The organism is Microcystis sp. M179S2 (assembly GCF_020245805.1).
Lineage (GTDB): Bacteria > Cyanobacteriota > Cyanobacteriia > Cyanobacteriales > Microcystaceae > Microcystis > Microcystis aeruginosa.
This window is the reverse complement of the sequence record NZ_JADBUE010000168.1, coordinates 1-4936: the sequence shown is the minus strand read 5'-3', so window position 1 is coordinate 4936 and position 4936 is coordinate 1. Positions and strand designations below refer to the sequence as shown.

The window sequence follows — 4936 nt, the reverse complement described above, 5'->3', positions numbered from 1 at the left end:
TAAGGTATCGTTCCAGACAACGCGCACACACCCGAACAATTGAGACAAAAGCCTTTTTTGTTGGTGTGTTGGGAAAATGCGGTATTGATACCTCGCTTTCATTGGCTTAAGATATTTGTGTCTGTACTCTATTCTAACTAGGTCTGTTAATAATGTCAAGTCAGTTGCGAAAAGAAAGAAACTCTGTTTCCGATCTAAAGATACACTTGGTCTTTGTGACAAAATACAGAAGTAAGGTTTTTACTGGTAAAAGTCTGACTTTGGTTGAAAACTCTTTTAGGGAAGTTGCGGAAAAAATGAATTTTCAGATATTGGAATTTAACGGGGAGTCCGATCATGTCCACGCATTGATTGAATATCCACCGAAATTATCTATTTCTGTAATGGTCAATTCTTTAAAAGGAGTCTCTAGTCGTAGGTATGGACAAGCTGGATATCCTAAGCCATACGGGAAAGACGCTCTTTGGTCGCCCAGTTATTTTGTATCTTCTGTAGGAGGTGCGCCACTGGAAGTTCTTAAGTCCTACATCAAAAATCAGGAAAAGCCGTCGTAAAACGACGGGGTTTTAACCCAAATTTTCGATAAAGTTAGTCTAACCAAACCAGCTTTAATCCTTGCGGCAAAGCTTTCCTTTTCGTCCCTATTTCTTTCGCTCGTTAATTTCTCTGAGAACCCCTATATATATTTAGGCACGGATTCCCATTATATAAAAAGTATAAGTCAAGTCTTGGCTTTTGTCAAGCATTTTGGTTGAGATTCTTTTGGGTGTAAGCTGTACTGAATTTAAATTACTTGTTGAGATAAGGCACTCTTGCAATAGGTAAGAGGAAGGTATAGGGGAAGCGCGGAGATGGGTTTTAAAGTTCGATTGGGAGTTCATAAGAACAAATGTATTAAATTTAAATCCCCCTTAAAAAGGGGGATTTAGGGGGATCAAATTTTTGTCAGTCCTTTGGGATGCTTTTGGGTGCGTTACGCTTCGCTAACACACCCTACATTTATATTTATTTGATTTCTCCCTCTATTATCCTGATTTCTTCCTCGCTTAATCCATACAATTCATACACTATTTTGTCAATCTCTTTTTCTAACTCGCTAGTGTCGGCAGAATTATCTTCTGATTTCTTGGCTAAAATTTGGTTAACAAGAGTTTCAATTGTTTCTTGTGTTTTACTGTCTGCAAGTTTTATAGGTAGCTTTTCTACCGATGAAATTCTTACTTGTGGAAAAATATCACCACCTTGAGAATTTGTTTTTTGATAATAGAACTTGAACAAGGTGGAATTGAAAAGTCCTAAAACATATTTTGTTTTAAATCTTTTGTCTGTGATATGGCAACTATGTATCGTTTGTTCATAGTAAATCCCTTTTTCTGCGTATGTGGCGATGAGTTCTTTCCCAACTTTGCGGTAAATAATTTTATCTCTCTCAAATATTTTTTTATCTCTCATCCAAAGACCAGATCTTTTACCCGCTTGTCTTTTAACTTCTTGTTTCATCATCTCTTCGGGTTTATAATTAACCCAAACATCAGTTGTGCCTAAATAAAATCTTGAAAGGTTTTTACCGAAATAAAGTTTGTGACTGTCTTTGTCTATTTTTTTATCAATAAACAAAATGTCTTTGATTGTACCTGCAACAATTCCGTCTTTCACTTCTGCAATTTCTTTTAATTTCAGTGTATCTGCCTCAATTTTAGCAATGAGGTTATCAAATTTGGTATTTATTTCTAAACGAAAAATTATCTCCTTATCGTTCAAGATACTTGATACTTCAGTTTCTGAAAGCTGTTGCAATTCTTGCCTTGTGATTTTAAATGCTTTGTATTGTGCTTTTGTAGTGGGATAATTTTCTACAATTACACTATTTACTTGTGCATCTTCAAATACTTTTTCGTCAATTTTTACCACCGTAACTCCGTGATTATCGCAAACAATTTCACGAGCAGTAACAAATTGTTTGTTGTTTAAAAACTTTCCTGGAATAATGTAAGTGAAAACACCTGTCGGCTGTTTTATTTGCATTGCTTTCTCAATGAATAGAGAATACAAGTCAAATCTTCCAGTAGCCGTTTGATAAATGGTTTCGTAAAATCTTCTATGGTCCCAAGTTATATCTTCAATACTTATATAAGGAGGATTGCCAATTACCACATCAAAACCGACAAAATTCCCCTTATCGTCTAGAACTTCGGGGAACTCGAAGCGCCATTCAAAAGCATTATGATAAATCTTACCGCTTTCAATCTCCTCTAGTTGCGGACGTAATTTATCAATCTCATTCCTTAACTGACTAATCTTCCTTTCCCGCGCTTTCTTTTCCTTGGGTGACTCCTCAAATAACAAAATTTGATTCTCTAGACTATATAAATCCGTTTCCAAACCCCGCAAGCGCTTTTTCAGAGGATTATCTCCCTGTAAAGTCTGACGAAAACTACTCTTAATCTCACTTATCAATCTCTCCATCTCGCGCTTTTGCGATTTATCCTCTGCGTTGCGATAGACTCTCACCGCATCCTTATAACTCTCGATACTTAAACGACTTTTGCGGGAAAAGACTTGTAAATCATTGGATAACCCAAAGCGACTAATCAGAGAATTGCCAACCTTGATATTAATATCGATATTCGGTAACGTCTCTAACTCATTGTCTGCTTTGTAGTAAGCATTCTTGAGTAACTCAATCCATAAACGCAGACGACAGATTTTCACCGAGTTGGGATTGATATCGACTCCAAAGAGACACCCCTCAATCAGACGCTGTTTTTCCTGAAATAAAGTCTCCTGTACGCGCTGACTTTCTCGGTTGCGGGGATTATATTCAAACAGATTACCGTCATCATCGGTGACGATTAACTCATCGTTCACCACCTCAACCCGATAATCCCTGAGAGTTTTCCCCTCTTTATCCAATAAAATCTGTAACTCACTCTTAATCGCGATTATCTCGTTCAAAGCAGAAACAAGAAAATGTCCCGAACCCACCGCAGGATCACAAATTTTGAGACTATTGATAATAGCATTGGCTGCCGTTTTATCTTTGATGCGGTTATATACATCCTCGATTGTCTGACAATCCCATCCCTGACTCTGGTTAAATTTCTCTATCACTGCGCGTCGAATCGTTTCCCGACACATATACATAGTGATGAAACCGGGGGTGAAAAAGGAACCATCCTTATATCCGTTGATTTTCTCGAAGATTAATCCCAACACTGACGCATTGATAAGAGTCTTATTGTCCTCCTGTATCGCTTCCCCACCTTCGCTGCTAAAATCGTAGGCATTGAGAAACTCGAATAGGTATGCTAAAGCGTTGATTTCTCCTGTTCGCTTTTTCCCCTGACTATCCTTTAAGACTGTTCCCGCAAAAATCTCTAAATTCTCCGAACGCAGGTTACTGATGACTATGGTTGATTGTTCTAAGTCTGTCGGTTCAAATAGGGAACTGTTGAGATAGGGAACCTGAGTATGGGTATTCTGGATGTCTTTGCTTCTTTCTGACTGTTTTTTGGCTAAAACGCTGAAAAATAAGCGATTTAAGTCGTCATAGTTGGCAATTTTGCCTAAATTGAGAAACCCTAGGGATTTATCCCCCCGATGATACCTAATTATCTGCGCTTCTAATAGTTTGAGGAAGAGGATTCTATTTATCCAGGTTATCCCTAACTCTAAACCGATATTCAATAGTCTCTCCTCCTCCGTCTCCCCAAATTCCTCGGGATTGGGTAAACGAGAGATTTTATCTAAACTCTCTACTTGACTGATAGCGTTCTCTAGCAGCGAACCGGGTTGACGCGCTGCCGGTTGCAGACGTTGGATGAGTTTTTTCCCTCCCTCTTTTATCTCTGTCAATCCGATGATATGCAGCAGTTCACTATAAAAGTTTTTGTCGAGACTGTTGCTATCGTTCGCAAAGGGGAGTTTTAAGAGGTGTTCGGGAGAAAAGATTTTATAGAGACTGATAAGGTTATGTTCGTCCTCCCGGATGGTTTGGGTGTATTCCCGCAAGTCAAAATGGGTGTATGTCAGGGAATCGAGTCTGGAGTTCAGGAAGGGTTCTCCTATCTGTTTATAGAAGAAGTCGGTGGTTTTTCCCGTTAGTCTCCCCGTCTCAAAGTCATTAAACTGTCTGACAAGTTCCTGATTTTGTGCGAATAGTCTCTCGAAGATATTCCCATCGAAGATAAACCACTCATATATATTGGTAGCAATCAGGTGTTTTATCTCTAGGTTTTTCTCGGTTATTCTTTCCCGTAGGAAGTAGAGGAGTAATTCTTGTAATGCTTTACAGTTGAGTTTGTCTCTCCGCAGCATCTCGCTTTTATTGCTGGGTTTCTTGACTTCCAATATCACCCCCACGGAATCCCGCGACTCTTTCCCATTATGGATGACTAAATCATTCCTTCCCTTGGTGTTGATGAAATGTTGGGGACTATAGTAGCTGTGTTTGAGAAAGTCTGCAAGCAGGTTTTTGTGGAACTCCTCCGATTCTGTCTCGTTTATACTCCCCAAAAGTTGTTCTAGGTGGGTTTGAAACTTCTCCACCTGACTACGACTCGGTTTGACTCTCAGGAATGCTTTGTTTAATGCTTGTCGGGGAGAGAAATTTTCTGTCTTCATACCTTATATCCTTATTCCTACCCATCCCGGTTTTGGAGTCTATTTTTTTCTCTCTTATCTTCCCTCAAAAACCATATATATATGGGCGCACGGATTTCCATTATATAAAAAGTCTAAAGCAAGTCTCGCCATTTGTCAAGGGTTTTGAGAAAAAAATCGAGCCGATTTTATAATCACCGTAACAACAATTCAGATCGTAGGGATAATTCCGTAGGGATAATTCCGTAGGGATAATTCCGTAGGGATAATTCCGTAGGGATAATTCCGTAGGGATAATTCCGTAGGGATAATTCCGTAGGGATAATTCCGTAGG

4 protein-coding genes are annotated in these 4936 nt (G+C 38.9%); 1 reads left to right on the top strand and 3 read right to left on the bottom strand.

The genetic code is table 11. From position 1 onward, the window contains the following. The coding region (locus IM500_RS10065) for a helix-turn-helix domain-containing protein (RefSeq protein ID WP_287738242.1) at positions 1-102 on the bottom strand (102 nt) is incomplete at its 3' end. Positions 103-152: 50 nt separating this feature from the next. On the opposite strand from IM500_RS10065, the gene tnpA reads away from it, so the two are divergent. Then, entirely contained in the window at positions 153-554 is a 402-nt protein-coding gene (tnpA, locus tag IM500_RS10060; protein WP_190722598.1) for an IS200/IS605 family transposase, read from the top strand. A 451-nt stretch (positions 555-1005) separates the two neighbouring features. Here the strand turns inward: tnpA and IM500_RS10055 are convergent, their stop codons facing one another. Continuing rightward, positions 1006-4623, bottom strand: a complete 3618-nt coding sequence (locus IM500_RS10055) for a DUF7149 domain-containing protein (RefSeq protein WP_287738240.1) — start codon at positions 4621-4623, stop codon at positions 1006-1008. A gap of 54 nt (positions 4624-4677) precedes the next feature. Further along, positions 4678-4755 carry an SWIM zinc finger family protein gene (locus IM500_RS24470; RefSeq protein ID WP_353737095.1) on the bottom strand — a complete coding sequence of 26 codons (78 nt, stop codon included), beginning with the start codon at positions 4753-4755 and terminating at the stop codon, positions 4678-4680. Positions 4756-4936: the final 181 nt, after the last annotated feature.